Origin of the sequence: Tritonibacter mobilis (assembly GCF_001681715.1) — a bacterium.
GTDB lineage: Bacteria > Pseudomonadota > Alphaproteobacteria > Rhodobacterales > Rhodobacteraceae > Epibacterium > Epibacterium mobile.
On the sequence record NZ_LNWY01000006.1, the window covers coordinates 196,675 to 216,349 of the forward strand.

The following is a 19,675-nucleotide window of genomic DNA, read 5'->3' on the forward strand; positions in this document are numbered from 1 at the left end:
TTACTCCACAGCGCGGTCACGTCAGGCGGGACCGCGCGTCAATGCAAAAAGGGCGTGGTTTAAATACCGAACTGGATTGGGGTGCGCGAGCTTGCGACAAGCCCATTCATGCACAAGTCGCTGGGATTTCCATCGCCTGCGATACAGGCGGGGGAATCATTGACCACGATGCGGGAGATCGACCCGCATTCCGTTTCGGCCAAGTCGAATTGCAGAACCTTTGTTTTGCCTTCGCTGAGGGCACCGAATTCAAGCACCAGCAGGCGTGTGACAACACCTTGGCCATCAAACAGAGCAATCTGATAGGAGGCGCGATCGAGAGCCGTTGAGGACTGATTTGCCGCCACATAGGTCAGGCGGCAGCTGCCTTCTGTCGTTTCTGTCACGGAGTTGAGGTCGAGCTGAAATGCCTCGGCGTCCTGCGTTGCATCCTGAGACCAGAGCGCAGTTGCCTGTAGTGTCAGCAGCGCGGTAGCCAGAACCGTTGTCTTGGCCGCAGTCATAATGCCCATGATACCCCCAATGAGTCTGAATAAAGAAATCGCGGCCATTTGGGCGATAATCCAGCGCACAGGTCAACCGGGAATTTGGGGATTTATTTCTCCCAGAGGGAGAGAATCAGCGGAAAACGCCGATGAAGAAACTGGGGCTGGGGGAGGTGCTGCTGCGGCGCGACAACTGCGGCGGCAGCGAAACCAGCTGCTGTTCCGGCTGAGGCTCACTTTGATACAGCGGCGCAGGCGCCACAGATGCGGTGCGCTCATAGGTCTGTGGCAGAGGTGTTGCCACATAGCGGTCTTCTGCAGTGGTCGAAACAGGGCGTTTCAGCGGCCGTACATCCAGCGTACGCGTGACCTCATGCGATGCATCAGCGGATGCCGGTGTCACTGCCGGTGAGGGGGGTGGGGTGCTTAAGCCAATCACCGGCAAAGCTGCATCAGCCTGCGTGGGGCTGGCGTTTGGCAACAGCCGTGCCGGAGTGTCAAAGGATGCCACACGCGCAAGGTCCGCGCGTGTATCAAATGCAGGCGAGGTATGCGATTCGACGCGTGGGGTTTGTAGGCTCGGCTCTGCACGCAATTCAGGAACCGGTGCTTGCAGGCGCGTCAATGAACTCAGCCGTGCGCTGCTGCCTTCATCAGATCCGGACAAAGCATTGTGACTGAGCGCAAGGCCGAGCCCTGCGGTGATAGAAAGGCAGGCCGTGCCTGCTATGATCACAATGTACCGAACCATGTCTTCCAATGTAGATCTCTGGTTGGCAAATGCCAGCCCTTTCAGTCATTGTTTGCACGCAGGCTAATATGATTGTTGCGAATTTCGCACGTATTACGTGTGTGCGTGCAGTCGAGTAGCTGAATTATCGATGTGAAAAGAGTATGTAAAACATGAAGCTAAGCGTTTTGTCTGGGGTCGTTGCTGCTTTGACAACGCTTGTGCCCAATGCGGGGCAGGCGAAGTTCACTTTTTGCAACCAGACGTTGGATGTTGCGAATGTTGCGATCTCTGCTTTCAACGACGGTGCATTTGAAAGCTCTGGGTGGTGGGTGGTCGGCCCCAACCAATGCGCGGAGGTCATTAGTCAGAGTTTGCGATCTCGTTTTGTCTATGTGTTTGCCAAGGATGTCTTTGGGCGTGCGCTGCTGGATGGTGTTGCGTCCATGTGTGTGGATACCGGGCGGTTTCAGATCCGGGGAGAAGAAGAGTGCCTGACTCGCGGCTATATTGATGCCCGTTTTCATGAGGTAGACACGCAGCAGTCCGACAGCTGGACATTTTTTCTGCGGTCTGCTGCGGATTAAAGGCATCTTGCGGTCGCTTCTCGCAACGCTGCAAGGTAAGGTTGCAGCAATAAGGATGCTCCTTCTTTTCAAGATGCATTGAGGCTGGTTTTGTCGTTTTCCTCTCGTTGGTTTGCTTATGTGCTGGGGGCGTGCGGATGCCTGTGGAGTGACGTCGCCGCCGCGCAGGATTGGTCTGCCTTGGTGGTCGGCGACACAGGCCAGGGTGCGGGGCGCGCCTTTGCTGACAGTTATTACGCCGCACGCGCCCTAGAAGACTTTGGCGGGGCGCCCGTAACTTTGCTGCGAAATGCCAGCTATGACGCCGTCTCCGCTGATTTTGACGACTTAAGCGGAAAGACGCAGGTTGCGTTCTATTTTGCAGGCCCGTTGGAGGGCGGAATGCAGGTCGACGGGCGCAGATTTGAGATAGGCTCCGGCATTGCACGTTTGCAGAGTGCGGGTTTGAAACATGTATTGTTGATGTTCGAAAACTGCGCAGGAGATGCGCGGACCGCCGCGCCACTACCCGAGATTGGTGAGGGGATATCTGATCTGAGTGTCGTGGTGCTGGCCAGTGCGGGGGCGGCGCAGGCCTGTCCGCCCGCTGGAGAGCGTCTGAGTGATACCCTGAAACAGGTCGGGAAGGCCGAGGCGCTGATGGTGCCGGAACTTGCAGCTTATGTGCAGCAGGGCGAACTTGATGATTTGCCGGATCAACCGCAGCCACAAAGCGATGCGGTCGCGTCCACACCGGCGCGACGAGATCAGGTGCTGATTACCGATGTGGTGCGGGTGATCCCCGCCAGCGCACCGGCAGGATTGACGCCGGTAAGCGTGCCTGCGGCCTCTACCCAGCGCAGACCGAAACGGTCGGATGCATCAGCTCCGGTTGTGATTTTCTCTCCGGTTTCCAATCAGCAGCTCGCGGCGCTACCACAGGCGGATGGGCTGCCGGAACCTTCGATTATCGTGGGCCTTATTGAAGGCGCGGATCAGAACTTTGATGCGGCCCTTGATCCGTCTGATCTGTCTGGCAATGAGATCAGCTATGACAATGTCGAGGCGCGCCGAAGATTGATGCGGCAAGATCCGGATCTTTATGCGGGATTGCTGGCAAGTGGTGCTTTTGATCCACCGGGTCCATTGCTGGTGCGGGCATTGCAGCAGGAATTGGCGCGTATGGGCTGTTATACCAGTCGCGTTGATGGTGCTTGGGGGGCAGGGTCGCAACGCGCGGTGGTGCGCTATTATGACGAAGCGGGTGTGCAGGTGGCGACGCAGGCGGCGGAGGTCTCGCTTTATCGGGATATTATTGGCCGTGAAGATGTGACCTGTACGGCCCCCGTGGCTGCCGTGCCGCAGCCTCGGCGCAATACCAGCCCGGCGCCGACAACGCGCGGTCCAGCCGCCCAACCGGCTGCACCGCGCACCCCCGCGCAGACCCAGATCGCTCCCGGTGCGGCACTGGGTGGTGTGTTTCGCTAGGCTGAGACCGGATGGCATATACCATCAATCCAGCCTTTCGTAAGGCGAAAACGCAAGCCCGCAAGCGTCGGCGGCGCCGCCTCTTTCTGCGGCTTGGTGGTGCGACGGCGGTTCTTGCGGCGCTGTCCGGCGTTGGTCTTTGGTGGATAGGGCGCAGTGGCGCGGATCTTGATGCAGAACTGGCGATGGTGCCGACGGAGACGGCGGTGCCTGATCCTTCGGTGCAGCAGGCGCGGGTGCGGGCAATGCTCAATCTGCGCCGTGCGCCCATGATGCTGCATGTGGAAGAGACCGGCGATCAGGCGATGCGAGAATTGGCCTTACCCGCAGGCCAGCCATTGATCCGCGACGGCCGGCCAGAGCCTTTGCCGATTTCGTTGTTGCAGGATGATCTGTTGACGGCGGGGCGCAATCTGGTCCTGCAACTGCCGTCGGGACGCGATGATTTTGCGCTGTTTCAGGCGCAACGACGCGATGCGCTGGAGGCGGCGCAAGAAGAGGGGCGCAATACCTTGCTGGCGCGTGACGCCAGCGTGGCGCTGACGATCCCATCGACTCGCCGCTCTGCATTGTTCAACGACGAGATCATTGTCCTAAACACCGACAGGTCGCTGCGCGATGTGCTGGTGGACAGTGGCATTGATGCCGCGCAGGCCGAGAGTATTGCCTCCGCCACCATTCGGATCGGCGAGTTGGGTGAGACCCTTGTTGCAGGAAGCGTGGTCGCGCTGCGCTCTCGTAACCGGACGGGACAGGCGGATACGCCGTTGCTTTTACAGCTGTCGCTTTATGGCCCGGACAGGTTCTTGGTCAGCCTTGCCCAAAACGGGCCGGGTCGTTTTGCCAGCGCTGCTGACCCGTGGGCGGAAAAAGACTTGCTGCAACGCTCTGGCCAGCTGGTCAGTACTGAGATGCCGGGGCGCAATGTGCGCTTGATGGATGCGCTATACTCCACTGCGCTGCGCAACGGTGTGCCCACTGGTATCGTGGGTGAGTTGATCGTGATGATGTCGCGCCGATTTGATCTGGAACGTCTGGCGGAGCAGGGGGATCGGATCACCCTGCTGTTTTCAGGCCAGCCTGACACCGGAAGTGCCGGGCAAATCCTCTATGCGGGGATTGAGGGGCCTTCGGGAGAGATGCGCTGCTATGTGACGGCGCTACCGGGGCCGGAAGGGGGCTTTGGCTGCTTTGACGCGGGAGAAGCGGGCGTCAGTGGGATGCGGCTTGGGGCCGGGCTGGCAATCCCTGTGCGAGGGGTGAAGACCAGCGGGTTTGGAATGCGCATGCACCCGATCCTCAAGAAAATGAAGCCGCACAATGGGGTGGATTGGGCAGCCCCCGAGGGCACGCCGATCTTTGCTGCACGGGCGGGCACGATCCGCGCCGCCGGGGACAGTGGCGGCTACGGCAACCTCGTGGCAATCACGCATGAGGGCAACATGGAGACGCGCTATGCCCACATGCAACGCTTTGCGGACGGGATTGCACCGGGTGTCACCGTCGCGGCGGGTCAACAGATTGGCTATGTGGGGACCACAGGACGTTCGACCGGCCCGCATCTGCATTTCGAGCTTTGGGTGGATGGTCGCCCGACCGACCCCGCACAATATGGCAGCAGTGCGGTCGCGTCGCTTGTGGATCGTATTATCCATGTCGAAAGCGGTGGCAATGCCACGGCGCAAAACCCGCTATCCTCGGCCACCGGTGCTGGGCAGTTCATCTCCAGCACCTGGGTGCGCATGATGAATACCTATCGCCCCGATCTGGTTGAGCAGCTGACCCGGGAGGAACTGCTGGATCTGCGCAACGATCCGGTACTAAGCCGCGACATGGTGCAACGTCTGGCGCAGGAAAGTGAAAGCTATCTGCGCGCACGTGGGCATCAGGTCACTGCAGGGCGGCTGTATCTGGCGCATTTCCTTGGCGCGGCCGGGGCCAATCAGGCGCTTTCCAGTGACCCGAATCTGAGTGTGGAAGAGGTGATGGGGGCCGGAGTGGTCTCTGCCAACCCGTTCTTGCGCGGTAAGAACATCTCGGACCTTCTTACGTGGGCCGATCGCAAGATGCAATCGCGGGGGCAGCGTGTCGCAGTGGTGATCCCACCACAGGTGAAGGCGTATATGACCCGGATTGATGCTTTGCTGGCAGATCTCTGAGGAGGCAGCCTGCGCTCAGGGCCTACAGCTCTGCGCGGGCGTTGCGGAGGTCTCTTGCAAAGAAAAGAGCGCCAGTTCCGGGGCGAATACGTAACCTTGCGCATCAGAGCTGCGTTTGAGCACCCAAAAACCAGCGGCTGGAAGAAGAAAGGCCAATGCCACAATCCCAGCCAACAGGCGGGCGTGATGGCGCTTTGACAACGGTGCAAGCAACAGGAACAACGGCAATACAGCGAGCGCGAGGAACCAGAAACTGCTGGTGTCAAAATACACGCGTTCTGCACATGCAGACAGAGCGTTCAGGGCTGCGGAAATATCCCACAGCCCCCAAATAGCCACCGCAATCCCCAGCGAGGAGAACGCGGCGAGTATGCAAATCGCAACACTGCGGGACATCAATAGGGTCCGGTGTGTTTCAGCGCCTGATTGATCAGATGCTGCTCCCACGCGCGGATCTGACGGGCGAGCACGCGGAAGGGATTTTCAAAGGAATCCACGGTATCCTCGATGGCGCGTACAAGTGTTTCGGTGAGGCCAAACTTACGATCCACGCGATCCAGCAGGATCGACACGCCAATCCCAACGATGACGGCTGCGATCACCGGACCAGCGGCGATTGTCGTCAAAGCGCCCACTGCCATCCCAGCAAGGAAACCCGCCCCGGCGGAAACCGCGAATTTGCCAACATCTGACGCAATTGTTCCCAGCAACTGGGTCAGACGCGGATCATTGTCTGACAGCACGTGTTCAACCACGCGCAACGCAGCAAAGGCGACCACTGCGATACCAGTCATGCGCACCGCGCCTTTGGCCAGTTGTTTGGAGCCAAGCACGAGTTTGGCAACCTTGGGGTTTGAACTCAGATAGCGTGTGCCGGTCAATGTGGCGCGCTGGCCGGGGTAGCCTTTGATGATCACGTATTCTTTGCCGTTGACGGATTTGATGTAGGCGCGACCGCTGAGGCCAAGGGTTTGCACAAGTTTCGCAGCGCCTGCGCTGTCGATCCCTGCGGTGGCCGCCGTAACAAGGTCGATTCCGCTGGCCTCGGCCATATCGTTGTTGATCTCGACAACATAAAGCAGCGTCTCTTCTAACGTGATATCGCGGCTGTCGGTTTTAATGGTGCAGTTACCAGTCTGAAGCGTTTCGGGCATGGGAACTCTCTTGAGGAATAAAGTGGATTGAAAGACCAGTGGGAAAAAGGTCAGCTCAGGGCGTAGTGGAAGCCCTCAGTATCGGCGGTCACGGTGACGCGATGGATTTCGCCTCCGGTGCTAAGGGTTTTTAGCACCTTGCGGCTCAGCTCCGGCAGGATGGAATTGGAGATGATATTGTCGATCATCCGCCCGCCGCTGTCGGGGTCGCGGCAGAGGCTGGTGATATGCTCGATCACATCGTCGCCATAGACCAGTTCAGTGCCATGCGCGCCCTTGAGGCGTTTTTCGACTGCAGAGAGCTTCAGGCGCGTGATGCCGCCAAGGACATCAGTGCTGAGCGGCAGGTATGGGATAGTGACAATGCGGCCTAGCAAGGCGGGGGGGAAGACCTCCAGCAGGCTGGGTTTCAGCGCCACGTCGAGTTCCTCCAGATCAAGGTCTGCTGCGCTGCCGTCGGGGCCGACACGGTCCATGATGACCTCGGTGCCCACATTCGAGGTGAGCAGGATCAACGTGTTCTTGAAGTCGATCATGCGGCCATTGCCGTCTTCCATGACGCCTTTGTCAAAGACCTGAAAGAAGATCTCGTGCACATCCGGGTGCGCTTTTTCGATCTCGTCGAGCAAGACCACGGAGTAGGGCTTGCGGCGCACGGCCTCGGTCAGGCGTCCGCCTTCGCCATAGCCGACGTAGCCCGGAGGCGCGCCTTTCAGGAGCGAGACGGTATGGGCCTCTTGGAATTCGCTCATATTGATGGTGATGACGTTCTGCTCGCCACCATAAAGTGCCTCTGCCAGCGCCAGCGCGGTTTCGGTCTTGCCGACACCAGAGGGGCCGCAGAGCATGAAGACGCCGATGGGCTTGTTGGGGTTGCCAAGGCCCGCGCGGCTGATCTCGATGCGTTTGGCGATGGATTTGAGGCCGTGATCCTGACCGATGACGCGGGCGCGCAGATCATCGGAGAGGTTCAGCACCGCGTCGAGTTCATCTTGCATCATTCGACCCGCAGGGATGCCGGTCCAGTCCGAGATTACGGCGGCGACGGCCTGTTCGTCCACATGGGCGAAGACCATGCGCTCGTCCGGGTTGGTCTCGTCCAGCGCGGTCATCTGCGCCTGCATCTCGCGGCGCAAGGCATCCGGGTCGATGTCGGCTGTTGCGTCAGAGGAGTTCGCCTCCGGTGGCCCGGCGTCCGCTGTTTCACTGTTGGCAGCGTCCTGTGCGCCGGGCGTGTCAGAGGTCTGCGCTTTGAGGCGCTGGCGCAGGTCGAGCACCTGATCGACGATCTCTTTTTCGCGGGCGTAGCCGGTATCAAGCGCGGCCAGCCGGTCCGTCAGTTCAACGATCTCGGTTTTGATCTCGGCGATGCGGTCTTCGTGGCTTTCGCCCAGATCGCGGGCCTCTGTCTTGCCGGCAAGCTCTGCCTCGAGCGCGTCGATCCGGGCGCGGGTGGCGGTGATAAGGGCGGGCAGGGCGGACTGGCTAAGCGCCACCCGGGCGCAGGCGGTATCCAGAAGCGAGACCGCCTTGTCCGGCAGTTGCCGGGCCGGGATGTAGCGGTGCGAGAGCGTGACCGCGCTGACGATGGCAGCGTCGGAAATACGCACTTTGTGGTGGTCCTGCATCGGGCCGAGGATACCGCGCAGCATGTCGCAGCAGACCTCGATTGAGGGTTCATCTACATTTACCGGCTGGAACCGTCGGGTCAGGGCCGGGTCTTTTTCGATGTGCTGGCGATACTCGCTCCAGGTGGTGGCGGCGATGGTGCGCAGGGTGCCGCGGGCCAGCGCCGGTTTCAACAGATTGGCGGCGTCCCCGGTTCCGGCCTGACCGCCCGCACCGATCAGCGTATGGGCCTCATCGATAAAGAGGATTATCGGTTCGGGCGAGGACTGGACCTCATCAATGACCGATTTCAGGCGCTGCTCGAACTCGCCCTTGATCGAGGCACCAGCCTGCATCGACTGGATGTCCAGCTCAAACAGGCGCGTGCCCTTGAGCTTGGGCGGCACATCCCCGGCGGCGAGCAACTGGGCAAAACCCTCGACCACGGCGGTTTTGCCGACACCGGCCTCGCCCGTCAGGATCGGGTTGTTCTGGCGTCGGCGCAGCAGCACATCGATGAGCTGACGGATCTCGTCGTTGCGGCCCTTGATCGGGTCCATCTCGCCCGCTGCGGCGGTCATGTCCTTGGCAAACCGGCCAAGCGCGGTGGTGCCGCCTTTGCCCTGAGAGGCAGCGCCGCTGTCCTCGGCTGTTGAGAGGTTCGCGCCATCCATCGGGCGCATCGTGTCCTCTTCGCTGCCCGCCCAGAGGCTGCGGCTGTCCTGACCCAGCTGTTCGGCAGAGATCTGTTCAAACACGGAAGAGTAGCGCAGCAACTGCCGACGCAGGGAGGGATCGTTGAGCAGCGCGGTCAGAACGTGGCCGGTGCGGATCTGCGCCTCGCCAAAAAACAGTGTCGCATAGGTCCAGGCGTGGTTCAGCGCGTCAGCAAGATGATCGCTGATGCCCGGTGTTTCCGTCACATTTTTGTCGAGACGGTCCATCGCGCCCGACAGGTCCTTGAGCACGCGACCGCGATCAAGGTTCAGCTGGCGCAGGGTGACGGAGATGTCGGCGTTCTGGTTGGAGACGGAATGAAACAGCCAGTGGCAGAGATCGACGTAGCGATTTCGCGCTGTTCTGGCGTCGCGCATGCCCTGAAGAAAGGCATCATAGCCTGCGCGGTTCATCTTGCCGGCGTATTTTTCAATTGTAATTTCAGTCATGAAACAGGGGCCTCGATTGGGCCGCACACCTGTCAGGCGGCGGAGGACTTCAATTCATCTTGGTCAAAGGGTTCGGGAAGCAGCGGATAGCGGCTCACTTGCAGGTATCCATCGGCGCTGCGTGGTAGGGGGCTGGTCGCGGTCGGGAGGTCGGGCGTGCTGATCGAACCGACACAGGCGAGCCAACCTACTTGTGTGCTTTTTCCCAGCACGGCGGTCGATATTTGCGGGCGCGGCAGCCATAGCGCGGTTTCAATGTCAAAGGCCTGTCCGAGATACCAGAACACAATATCCTGAAGCGCCGCGTGATCGGGGCCGCCGGGAAGGAAACGCTGATATTGGGCCAGATCACTGAGCATCACGTGAAGGCGGATCTTGGCACTGAGGGATTGCACATACCCGCCCAGAACACTGTTCTCACCGAGGGTGCAGCCTTGGGCCCCCAAGAGGCAATGCGCATCTGGTTCGAGTTCGAGCCAGCAGGGAACGTGCTCTTCGATCCGAAAACGGGCGCGACCGTTGAAATGCAGCTCCAGCATTTGGCGCAGGCGTACGGGGCTTTTGACGCGCCCGGTTGCCAGTGGTGCCAGATGTAGCTTGGTCATGTCATCGGGGCGCGCCCCGGACCGGTTGGCTGCGGTGCCACAGCCAAGAAGCGATAGAATATAAGCCTGAAACCGGTCACTATCGGCGTGGTCGAACTGGCTTATTGCCCGGGCATCGGACCATGCGCGGAAAAACAGCTCCTGAAACCGTGCGGTGAAGATGTCGCAAAAGGCGACGAAGCTCTCGTCCCCGGCAGAGAACCACGACTCAACCTCTTCGGTCCAGTTGAGCGGTAGCGCGCCGAATGCGCCGAACAACCCCATGAACTGCGCCCGCAGGCGTGGGGTGCTTTGGGTCAGGTCAACACGCGCCACATCGCGGGTGGGAAAGGCAAGGGCCGGGTCTTGACCCAGATGCACGATGGCATCGCGCAGCCGCTTGTTCTGGCCAATGGCTGGTTTGTGACCTGCACGTCGCTCAAGTTCTCGCAGGAGCGAAAACAGACCAACACCGCTGGCGGCTTTTTCCTGGTGCTCGCGGCGTTCCAGCGTCTCGCTGACGCGGGTTGCGGCCGGCGAGGCCGCAGCTGAGACGACGTCACCACTCACAACAACGGCCCTGTACCAGAGCGGGGCGCAAAGCGCGTGATTTCGCCCCGTTGCAAGCTGTGTATCACCGTTTGGGTGAAGCTGTTGACCGCCGCATATTCGGCAAAGAAATGATCCAGCACCGCGCCTAAGGGAACGATGCCGGTGCTTTCAAATTCGGTTTCGTCAAAAGTCACGCGGATCAGCAGCCCGCGCGCGGTGTGATATCCGTCTGGTGCGGCAATGGTGCGGGTCACCGGGGTGCATTCCAGATTGCGCACACCGCTAATTTGCGCCTCGCTGACGCTGTCGGAGAGATCGGCAAAGAGAGAGAGCATTTCCCGCAAAGACGCCGCGGACATGCCGCCATCAGGGCTTTGGACGCCAGAGGTGCCGAGCGACAGATAGGACAACAGGCGCCAATAGGTATCCCCAGCAGTTGTGCGGTGGTTGGCGGTGGTTTCACGGTTTGCAAGGCTGTCACGCGGTGGGGACGGTCCGGCAAGACATTTCAATGCCACGGTCTGGTCGTCGCATAGGTGAAAACTCTCGGCGCTGTCCGCGATCGGCAAATATTCCGGCAGATGGCGGTTGGAGCACAAGAGTTTGACCTGCAGCCGATTGGCTGGTTCTTGCTCCGGTGGCTCGTAGAGGCTGATCAGGGTCTCGGTGCCACGGTAGAGATTGCGCGGGATGCCGTTGCGCTGTTCTGCCAGCGTGCGTCGGCGGGGCTTGCGCCGCGTGGTGTAATAAAGCGCCTGACGGGCACTGCGCCCCTCGGGTGGCAAGGCATAGAGCGGATGCACCTCGGATTTGCTTTGCCGATCAGTATAATGCGCCCAGACCTCGGTGATGTGATGCACCTCGTAATGGGTGATCGGCGAGGAATTGGGCGTGATGGTGTATTCGTGGCGCTTGCGGTCCAGATGCAGGTGGCTCGACATTTCTTCGAACAGATTGACCGCAGGCGCGGCATTGACCGCAAGATCCTGCGGGTCGAGATTTGCCGCCAGCCGTTGCCGTGGGCTGGAAAATTCAAAAACCAATTGAACCGTGTTGCTGCGCACATGCGGCAGCACATCGCGCAGGCCGGTGAGCCGTAAACCCAGAAACTTGCGCGGGAACACAAAGAACTCGCGCAGCCGTGCAAACCCATCAAACAAGCGCTTTTGGTGCGGAAAGAGCTGCTCACCTTCGTCAAAGCCAATCTTGTGCAGCTGGTTCGGGGCGAGACGGGCAAAGACCGGATCACCCTGCGCATTGAGCCAGCGCAGTGAGACCCGCGTACAATCGCAGAAAATCTGCTCGTAGAGAATGGCCGCCTCGTCCATCGGCGCGGTGAAGTTCAGCGTCAGGCTGTCCATCTCCAGCGTATTTAGCGTCTCGGTGGGGTTTGGTTGGCCGTCGTTGTCGAGGCGCGCCACATCAACCACAAGGCCCGCTTTGGTGCTGGCGGCGATTTCCTGCCCCAAGGCGCTGATCGGTCCTGCACTGGCATGATAGGTGGCCTGTGTTACGCCAATCGGCCAAACTGTCAGCGGGGAAGCCAGCGCAAAGCGGCACGACACCCTTTGTTGCGCATCGAGGAAACGGGCGTCCATATACTCGCCTGCCGCAAACGAAAGACCGGATTCGATTTCCGGACTGTCGGCCGGGGCCTGCGCCCGGACAAGCATGACGCTGGGGGTCGGAGCGAGTGCATCGGGAAAGATCTGTTCCAGCAACTCGCGGGTGAAGGTCTGGTATTCCTCATCCATCTTGACCTTCACTTGGGCGGAGAGAAAGGCAGAGCCTTCCAGAAGCCCTGCCACTGCAGGGTCCATATTCTCCTCAAGGAGGCCACCAAGCCGATCAGCAAGGCCCGGATATTCGCCAGCAAACTCCGCTGCGCGTTCCTTCAGAAGGCCAAGTTCCTGATTATAGGCGTCTCTTAATGCGCGTCTCATGCGTTCACCCGCAGGTGAGAGAGGGACATTTTGCCCGCGCCGAGGTCGATTTCAGCGTCAAAATCCAGAGATACATCGACGGGGTCGCCGAGCATTTCAGCGGTCACAAACACTGCAAGGTGATGCGTCTTACCATTGCTGGTATCGCGGATCTGGACGTCCAGACTCTCTGCGATCAATCGCGGTTCGAACCGGATCAGAGACTCGCGCAGCGTTGCCACCACTGCAGGCGTATTAAGAGCGACTTTGCCAAGTCCGCTGAGATCGCGAAACCCGTAGTTGACGATAGAGTCGGCCACATGCGGTGCATCGTCCAATGGACAGATCGCCTCAAGGTGGATGGTATTGAGAAGGGCCGCCAGATCAGCCTCAAGATGCTGTCGCAACTCTGTTTCCGAGACGCCAAAGCGGCGTTGTTTGCGCGCAGAGGTCAGCTTTGTGATGCCATCACCGGATATTTCGCGACGGTGATGCGCGTCCTTTTCATTGTGAGACGCCCGAAAGACCTGCAGGATCGACGTCTTTGCCTTGCGGCCCGTTTGCCAGCGGGGATCATCGGTTTCAGAATTGTCCGCATCGCCGCGCCGCATGTTTGTACCTTCTGCACCGGGACTAAAAATAACGTGGAGCGTCGGGTCCGTTGCAATAACACGGGCCAATCTGCTCGAAAGGGGAGGGCCGCAGGACGCGGCCCTCCCGAAAATCCGTAGAACCGAAAGAGGGCGGTCTTACTTGCCCCATTCCTTGTTCTCGGCGATTTCCCAACCTGCGAGGCTCTCGGGGCCAGCGGCACCGGACTGCTCTTGGAAGGTGTAGGTCACCTGGAAGCGGCGGAAGTTCAGGGTCAGGGTTTCCTGAACGCGGTCCAGGCCATCCTTGCTGCCACCGGTCTGGTAGTTGGTGATCATCACGTCTTCGAAGTCGATTTTGAGGTAATCGACAGGAGCGGTGCCGCCAGATTTGCGAACCACCAGCTGGCCGGACTTAATATGTTCGCCCGAGCAGCAGCGCTTGATCAGGTCATGCGTCGCTTTATCGACGTATTTGGTGACCTGAATGTCCTGCACGTCGACTTTACCGCCGCCGCCGCCGCCGCCCATGTGGGTGGTGCCGGACTGAGACATGGACCAGCCCCAGGACAGGATGTCGATCCAGTCTTTATGTTTGTCATCCTGGCATTCGCCAACGATGCCGTTGTCAAGTTTCAAAAAACAATCAATCGCCATGAAATAACTCCTTTAGGCGCTACATATCGCTCTCCAGGGGGGAAAACGAATTACTTCCCAGATGGCAGTTTCGACACAAGGCTCATGCCGATATCCATACCTTCCATCTGGAAATGAGGTTTGAGGAAAAACTTGCCCTGATAGTAGCCGGGGTTCAGTTCGTCCTCGACAACTTCTACTTTGGCTCCGGCCAGTGGCTTTTTGGCCTTTTCCATCTCGCTTGCGCTTTCCGGGTTGCCGGAGACGTATTTATTCACCCATGCCTGCAGGTCACGCTGAAGCTGCGAGACATCCGGGCTTTGACCGATTTTGTCGCGCACCATCGCCTTCAGATAGTGGCTGAAGCGCGATACGGCAAAGATGTAGGGAATGCGCGAGGACATGTTGTCCGACGCGGTCGCCTGATCGTCGACGTAGGTCTTGGGTCGATAGAGGCTCTGAGCGCCGATGAAGGCAGCCTTATCGGTGTGCTGGCGGTGGATCAGGCCAATCAGGCCCGCCTTGCTCAACTCGCCTTCGCGACGGTCGGTGATCGACACTTCGGTGGGGCACTTCAGATCCTTGGCACCATCGCCGGTATCGAACACATGGGTCGGCAGGTTCGCCACTTCACCACCGGAGGTGACGCCGCGGATGCGGACAGTCCAGCCGTGTTCCTTGAATGCGCGGTTGATGTTGGCCGCCATCGCATGGGCGGAGTTCATCCACGCATATTGCGTGCCTGCGTGACCGTCGGTTTCTTCTTCGAAGTTGAACTCTTCAACCACGGAATTGGAGTTCTGGCTGTAGGGTTCACGCGACAGGACGCGGGGCAGGGTCAGCGCAACGAAACGAGAGTTCTCGCTGTCGCGCAGGCTGTTCCACTGGGCGTATTCCGGTGTCTCGAAGATTTCAGAAAGATCCGGCGGAGCAGAAATTTCGTTCCAGTCGTCAAGCCCGAGAAGATTGGGCGAGGCACCAGAAATGAAGGGCGCAAGCGCGGCCTCGGAAATCTTGCCGATGGAGTTCAGAAGGTTCACATCCGGCGAGGAGTGATCGAAGTGATAATCGCCGACCAAGCAGCCGAAAGGTTTACCGCCGAGCGTGCCGAGGTTTTGCTCGTACACAATGTTGAACAGCGGAGATTTGTCCCATTTGGCACCGGGGAAACGACGCATCATTCCCTGCAGTTCCTTTTTGGAGACGTTCAGTACCTTCACACGCAACGTCGCATCGGTCTCAGCGTTGTTGAGCGTATAGGCAAGCCCGCGCCAGCTGGCTTCGAACTGCTGGAATTCTTCGTTGTGGATGATCGCGTTCATCTGGTCGGACAGCTTTTTGTCCAGTTTCGCCAGCATTGCGTCCACGGTATCGATCATATCTTCGGCGACCACGGATTGATCGTCGAGCGCTTCACGCACCAATGCCACAACCGCGTTATCGACTTCTTGTGCGGCGATATCGGTGCGCGGTTTGATCGTCTGTTTCAGAATGTCGGAGAACTCCGACAGTTCATCCAGTTCTGCGGCGCCTTCGCCAGCCTGTACCTGTGCTTCGTTGTCCATATGTGTCACCTGTCCCTGTCCGAACGCTCAGTGCGCTCAGGCGTCCTCGCCATCGGTTTCTTCTTTTGCGGCACGTTCCGCCAGCGCTGCCATCAGCTCTGGGTCTTCCAACAATTTCTTGAGGTGGTCCTGCGCCTTGGGCTTGGACGCCATGTAGCGCTGCAGGTTTGCAAGCTGTTCACGCGCTTCCAGCAGTTTTTTCAGCGCCGGAACCTGACGCGCGATGGCCGCAGGCTCAAGATCAGCAAGGCTTTCGAATTTAAGCTCAACGCCCAGCTTTTCACCGCCATCACCGCTCAGGCGGTTTTCGGCCATGAAGGTCATGCCCGGCTGCAGTGACGCCATGTAGTCATCTACGGTGTCTTTGGTCACATCCGCAAAGGTGCGCTCTTCGACGGGCGCTTTTTCGACGCCGGGGGTGTTGCCGGACAGATCCGACATGACACCCATGACGAAGGGCAACTCGACCATTTGTTCGCTGTCGAAAGGATCCTCATATTGGATCTGCACGCGTGGCGGACGGTTGCGTTTGATGAAGCTGGAACCTGAATCTGAGGCCATGCTGGCTACTCCCGTTAGGTGCGGTTCATGCTGAACCGGAAGATTGTTGTGTGCCCCGCGAGGGCTAATGTGCGTCGCAATGACGAGGATCTATATGCTTTTGCCATCTCAGGCTGTGTTCTCCTGAGGTATAAGTTCTTCAATCAGAGATTGAAAGTCCATATCCAGATAGCTTTGAGCACGTTTCAGAAGAACCGGGACCGGGCTGGAGCGTTCGGTCTGGCGGAAATACACTTCGACCGATTGCAAGGCCTGAGCGGCCTGAGCAGCAGAGGCGATTTTTGGATCAGGGCCGGGATCTTGCGGCAATTCAGTCGCCGCATCCGAGGTATCGGGCAGCGCGCCGCTCAGTTCCGCCAAGCGATCCGCGCCCAGCAAAAATCCTGTTGGTGCACCAAAATCTACAACTGCCGCGGATGCTTGTGACGGCAACAAAGCTTGCAGCGCCTCAACCAGAGGTTTGCCGATCAGCAGGCGCGCCTGTGTCACCAAGAGCAAAGCCGCAGAGGAGGGCTCGTTCTTGCGATAGTAGATTTCGCAGGATTCCAGCACTCTTCGCGCGTGCAGTTGGCTGACGATTTGCACCGGTGTGCGCAGCGGCTCAACATTGGCCGTGCGGGCCGTGGCGAGTGCAGGCGGGGCCTGCAGATCAGGTTTTTCAGCGGCGATTTCTGCGGGCGCAGGCGCGGGTGCTGCGCTTGTGGCCAAGTCGGGGCGCGCGGTGGTCAGCACGTCCAAGATTTCATCGAGAACTGCAAAAAGCTGCTCGAAATTCGGCTGAAACGGTGTCGCTGGATGAGTCGTACAGGCGGACTTTATCCGCGACGCGGCCGAGCGGATTGTCGTGAAATCCTGATGGGCATCTTCCACCTGCTTCTTGTTGCCCGGATTGGTCAATGCATCCAGCAGGGGCTTGAGCTCGATTTCGGATTCATGCTCGAGCGGCGCATTTTCACCTTTGGCCACGCGGATTTTTCGCAGAGTAACCTCGGTGGTGCCAGTGAGCCCCATGAACATCAATGGCTGCACCACTGTGACCGTCTGGTTCAGGTCATTGATCGCATCACGACGCTCGGCGGGACCATCTTCAAGAGACGGGTGGACCGCATCTGGCAAGGTTTCCAGCAAGGTCGCCATGGCCTCGACGGTATCGCGCAACGCGCTGCGATTACCCGCCAACGCATCCCACTGGGCCTGCAAGGACAGCAAACGAAGATCGCGCGTGCGGTCTAGCAGCGCATCGATTTCGCGTGTCTCTGCCCGGTGATCGACGTCCTTGGGATCAAACAGGCGATCAGGGGAGCGACTGCCATCAGGGCGCTCCACGCCCGGTTGCATGTAGAAACCGGGTAGCCGTCCGACCGCACCAAAGTAATACTCCTCGTATGCCGGATCAAAACTTGCGTTGAGGTCCGGCCCGCAGGGCAAATCGTCTGAGAGAGGTGTGGCGCGCGCGCTGGTGCGCATCAATCAATCCTATTTTTTTGTAACCCAGAGTTTTCACTTCGAAATTCTTGGGGTGAAGTTAATCAACTATGGAGTGTCGTCAAGGGTGACGGTTCAGTCAAATTTCCCATGTTTGGCGGCAGCGTCCGCGTATGCTTGTGCAAATGCCTTCAGGAAGACGTCCAACATGCCGTGCTCTGCCTCAGAGGCCTTCTTGTCCCAACGCGCGACATAGCTGTCCCATAGTTTACTGCGACGGCTGCCGCCCAGAAGCGCGCGCCCCTCTTCGGATGATTCGATTTCCTCGGGCGATAACCCCATGAGAACCGCAGCAAGCGCAGGTTGCAGCGCGGCAAAAACGGCCTGCTGATGCCCGCGCAAGTCTGCAAGCGCCGAGGCAAAGCTCTCGGGCCCCTCCATGAAGCCTTCGCGCGGGGTCAGAAACATGGTGTCCATGGCTTGATGAGGATCGGGCAGGAATTTCAAAGGGTTGTTGCCATGGGCGTTGCGCATGGTGCGCTCGCCACCTTTGGTGAACTGTTTGACGCTGGCACGATCTTGCAACATGCGCATGATCTCTCCCGTGGCCGAGGACACCGCCTGTCCAAGCGCATGAGCGAGCTTTTCAGGATCAGCGCTGCCTGCGAGTTGCGGATCAAGCCCCGCGCCTTCGCAAAATGCACGTAAAACAGCCGCGCCACTGTCGGCTGCGGGCGCCTGCGCCGGTTGGGCGGCGGCTTGCATCGCCTGACTGGGAGGCGTCGCCGGGGTGGCTTGCGGCGGATGAGCGGGGGAGGCTGGCGAGGGCATCGGCATCGGCGCAATGGGCGCTTGTCCTGCCGCAGGTTCGGCGGGCGGCACATAAGGCGATGGGGTCGTTGGTGGCGGTGACGGGATGGGTGGTGGTGTGGCAGGTGCGGCCTGCGCCGGTGGCATTTGTGGCGTGAGTTGCAGGAACTCTTGTGCCACGTCATCAAAAGCGTGCGCACTGGCAGGTGCACGTGGCAATGGGTTGACCGGATCTTGCGGCTGCAGCCCCAAATCCCATGGGTCAACCTCTTCGTCGCTCGTCCCATAGCCGGGCTGTGGTATTGCAGCAGGCTGCGCGCCAGCGGCCCCGCTCTCCACCGCGATGATATAATGCCCGACGACCAGCCGCTCACCGCCACGTAGCTGAACCGCTCCTTGGATGCGGTGATGCTGCCCCTGCATAAAGGTCCCGTTGGTCGACACATCTGTCAGCCAATAGGCACCATCATGAAAGCTCACATCAAAGTGATGCCCGGAGACGTGCCGTGACGGATCGGGTAGCACCCAATCCATGGCACGGTTGCGCCCGACGTTGATGCTGTTTTCCTGTAGCGTGATCCAGGCTGGGCTGCCGTCCTGCAGCAATTCAAAATTTTCCAGTCGCAGGGTCAGTGTCATAGTCGAATTTGGTCTCGTGTCACGTTTGGGCTACCCCGAATGTGTGGTTGGGGTGATTAGAAGGAGCGAAAGAGCGGGGCTGCAAGGTCAATAAAACGGGCGAGCTGGATGGGCCGATTGTTCAGCGCCGCGCCGCTCAGGCACGATAACACGGCAGAGTTGATTGCACGAGGTGCCCGGTGTTCGGGAACCTGTGCGGGGTCGTTGGGGGCAATGCTGCCGCCAGACCATGTGACCGCCAGCCCCAAAAAGACTGCAGGGCTACGTACCGGTGCATAAAGAGCCTCACGCGCGGTGCGAAAGCGGTTCTCGTCGTCGGGGTAGGTGGTCCATGTTGCAACAAGCTCCATCATGTGCCGATCATTGGCGCTCAGTTCGCTGGCCGCATGCCGCAGGCATTCATAGCCCCACCAGATCGCCATCTTTGGTTTTGCCGCAAATGCCGTAAAGGTTACCGCATCCTCTGGCGTCGTTGATGCACGCAGGCGCATCAAAAACGTCAAACCGTCCTCATTGTCGCGCGGGTGGTTTTGCGTGAGCCGCCCAAGTTGCGGCATCTGGCGGTATAGCCCTGTCGGGATTTCGTGACGCAGGGCCGACAGCGGCGGCTGCGTTTTATCAAAGTCATCGTTATCCGAGGACGGCTGCCCGGCGGGAGAGTTTATTTCATTTAGGTCTGAGGTCACGGCGGTCGTTGTCCAAAAAGCTAGGGGCCGGGGATCTGCAAAATACAGGGGCGATGACAAGGGCGATGAAAAGAGCTGTGGCGACATGCGCTTGGCTGAGAATGCTGCTCAATTTGTATCGTTTGTACTCGAACACGCAAGGGGGAGAGAACGGCGGACGGTCTCCTCTACGTTGTGTTACTGTCAGAAGGTCCGATCTGCAGACAACTGGTGGCGCTCCGGCATCACGCGCACTGCTAGGTTGCTTGGTTTTGGAGGTCTGCGACCATAAGTTGCTGACGTGGGGTCAGCTATGATCATGAATATCAATATATAACAATGAACTAACGGTCATATTGGGATTTGATGC

At 59.3% G+C, this 19,675-nt stretch carries 17 protein-coding genes; 3 read left to right on the forward strand and 14 right to left on the reverse strand.

Annotated elements, in window-relative coordinates:
- Positions 1 to 59: 59 nt before the first annotated feature.
- Positions 60 to 512 carry a hypothetical protein gene (locus UB90_RS07840; protein ID WP_074712503.1) on the reverse strand — a complete coding sequence of 151 codons (453 nt, stop codon included), beginning with the start codon at positions 510 to 512 and terminating at the stop codon, positions 60 to 62.
- 106 nt (positions 513 to 618) lie between these two features.
- A complete protein-coding gene (locus UB90_RS07845; protein ID WP_065324502.1) occupies positions 619 to 1,236 on the reverse strand; it encodes a hypothetical protein in 618 nt (205 codons plus the stop codon).
- Between the two features lie 152 nt (positions 1,237 to 1,388).
- On the opposite strand from UB90_RS07845, the gene UB90_RS07850 reads away from it, so the two are divergent.
- The 3 genes from UB90_RS07850 to UB90_RS07860 all read left to right on the forward strand — a co-directional run bounded on the left by UB90_RS07850 (position 1,389) and on the right by UB90_RS07860 (position 5,428).
- Positions 1,389 to 1,802 carry a DUF1036 domain-containing protein gene (locus UB90_RS07850; protein ID WP_065324379.1) on the forward strand — a complete coding sequence of 138 codons (414 nt, stop codon included), beginning with the start codon at positions 1,389 to 1,391 and terminating at the stop codon, positions 1,800 to 1,802.
- 90 nt (positions 1,803 to 1,892) lie between these two features.
- Entirely contained in the window at positions 1,893 to 3,269 is a 1,377-nt protein-coding gene (locus tag UB90_RS07855) for a peptidoglycan-binding domain-containing protein (protein ID WP_065324380.1), read from the forward strand.
- An 11-nt stretch (positions 3,270 to 3,280) separates the two neighbouring features.
- Entirely contained in the window at positions 3,281 to 5,428 is a 2,148-nt protein-coding gene (locus UB90_RS07860) for a peptidoglycan DD-metalloendopeptidase family protein (RefSeq protein WP_065324381.1), read from the forward strand.
- A 15-nt stretch (positions 5,429 to 5,443) separates the two neighbouring features.
- Here the strand turns inward: UB90_RS07860 and UB90_RS07865 are convergent, their stop codons facing one another.
- The 12 genes from UB90_RS07865 to UB90_RS07920 form a co-directional block, all read right to left on the reverse strand.
- A complete protein-coding gene (locus tag UB90_RS07865) occupies positions 5,444 to 5,824 on the reverse strand; it encodes a hypothetical protein (RefSeq protein ID WP_065324382.1) in 381 nt (126 codons plus the stop codon).
- On the reverse strand, positions 5,824 to 6,582 hold the full coding sequence (locus UB90_RS07870) for a hypothetical protein (protein WP_005658825.1): 759 nt from the start codon (positions 6,580 to 6,582) through the stop codon (positions 5,824 to 5,826). The genes UB90_RS07865 and UB90_RS07870 overlap by 1 nt, the downstream gene beginning before the upstream one ends.
- A 50-nt stretch (positions 6,583 to 6,632) precedes the next feature.
- Positions 6,633 to 9,356: a type VI secretion system ATPase TssH gene (gene tssH, locus UB90_RS07875; protein ID WP_065324383.1), complete on the reverse strand. Its 2,724-nt coding sequence runs from the start codon at positions 9,354 to 9,356 to the stop codon at positions 6,633 to 6,635.
- Between the two features lie 32 nt (positions 9,357 to 9,388).
- A complete protein-coding gene (gene tssG, locus UB90_RS07880; RefSeq protein WP_065324384.1) occupies positions 9,389 to 10,510 on the reverse strand; it encodes a type VI secretion system baseplate subunit TssG in 1,122 nt (373 codons plus the stop codon).
- On the reverse strand, positions 10,507 to 12,435 hold the full coding sequence (gene tssF, locus UB90_RS07885; protein WP_065324385.1) for a type VI secretion system baseplate subunit TssF: 1,929 nt from the start codon (positions 12,433 to 12,435) through the stop codon (positions 10,507 to 10,509). The genes tssG and tssF overlap by 4 nt, the downstream gene beginning before the upstream one ends.
- Positions 12,432 to 13,025 (reverse strand): type VI secretion system baseplate subunit TssE, encoded by a 594-nt coding sequence (locus UB90_RS07890; RefSeq protein ID WP_065324386.1) that lies wholly within the window; start codon positions 13,023 to 13,025, stop codon positions 12,432 to 12,434. Before UB90_RS07890 ends, tssF begins: the two co-directional genes overlap by 4 nt.
- Positions 13,026 to 13,163: 138 nt before the next feature.
- Positions 13,164 to 13,661, reverse strand: coding sequence for an Hcp family type VI secretion system effector (locus UB90_RS07895; protein WP_009178194.1), 498 nt, complete (start codon positions 13,659 to 13,661; stop codon positions 13,164 to 13,166).
- A 50-nt stretch (positions 13,662 to 13,711) separates the two neighbouring features.
- The gene (tssC, locus tag UB90_RS07900; RefSeq protein WP_005614120.1) at positions 13,712 to 15,205 is read right to left on the reverse strand and encodes a type VI secretion system contractile sheath large subunit; all 1,494 of its coding nucleotides are present in this window, start codon (positions 15,203 to 15,205) and stop codon (positions 13,712 to 13,714) included.
- A 36-nt stretch (positions 15,206 to 15,241) separates the two neighbouring features.
- Positions 15,242 to 15,766, reverse strand: a complete 525-nt coding sequence (tssB, locus tag UB90_RS07905; RefSeq protein WP_005614119.1) for a type VI secretion system contractile sheath small subunit — start codon at positions 15,764 to 15,766, stop codon at positions 15,242 to 15,244.
- Between the two features lie 108 nt (positions 15,767 to 15,874).
- Complete coding sequence (locus UB90_RS07910; protein WP_065324387.1) at positions 15,875 to 17,233, reverse strand: type VI secretion system protein TssA; 1,359 nt, start codon at positions 17,231 to 17,233, stop codon at positions 15,875 to 15,877.
- A 93-nt stretch (positions 17,234 to 17,326) separates the two neighbouring features.
- Positions 17,327 to 18,640, reverse strand: a complete 1,314-nt coding sequence (gene tagH / locus UB90_RS07915) for a type VI secretion system-associated FHA domain protein TagH (RefSeq protein ID WP_065324388.1) — start codon at positions 18,638 to 18,640, stop codon at positions 17,327 to 17,329.
- A 56-nt stretch (positions 18,641 to 18,696) separates the two neighbouring features.
- Positions 18,697 to 19,326 (reverse strand): DUF6931 family protein, encoded by a 630-nt coding sequence (locus tag UB90_RS07920; RefSeq protein ID WP_065324389.1) that lies wholly within the window; start codon positions 19,324 to 19,326, stop codon positions 18,697 to 18,699.
- Positions 19,327 to 19,675 lie beyond the last annotated feature (349 nt).